Origin of the sequence: Aestuariibaculum suncheonense, from assembly GCF_014596935.1 — a bacterium.
Classification (GTDB): domain Bacteria; phylum Bacteroidota; class Bacteroidia; order Flavobacteriales; family Flavobacteriaceae; genus Aestuariibaculum; species Aestuariibaculum suncheonense.
Genome location: NZ_JACVXC010000052.1, coordinates 1 through 249, shown reverse-complemented (window position 1 = coordinate 249; position 249 = coordinate 1). Strand labels below are relative to the sequence as shown.

The 249-nt window shown below is 38.2% G+C and carries 1 protein-coding gene; it reads right to left on the bottom strand.

The genetic code is table 11. The features are described from left to right. Positions 1–249: P-type ATPase (locus ICJ84_RS16705; RefSeq protein ID WP_455423515.1), on the bottom strand; the 249-nt coding region annotated here is incomplete at both ends.

Sequence of the window (249 nt, the reverse complement as noted above, 5' to 3'; positions counted from 1 at the left end):
GTTCCTGCAAATACTTCATCATTTGTGGTTTTCGTTACTGGAACACTTTCACCTGTAATCGCAGCCTGATTTAATGTCGATGTACCTTTAACCACTATTCCATCCATTGCTAACTTTTGACCGGGCTTAACAATCATGATGTCTCCAACTTGAATATCATCAACATGAATCATCATTTCTTCATTGCCTCGTCGAATTAACGCTTCTTTTGGGGCAATATCCATTAAAGATTCAATAGATTGACGTGCT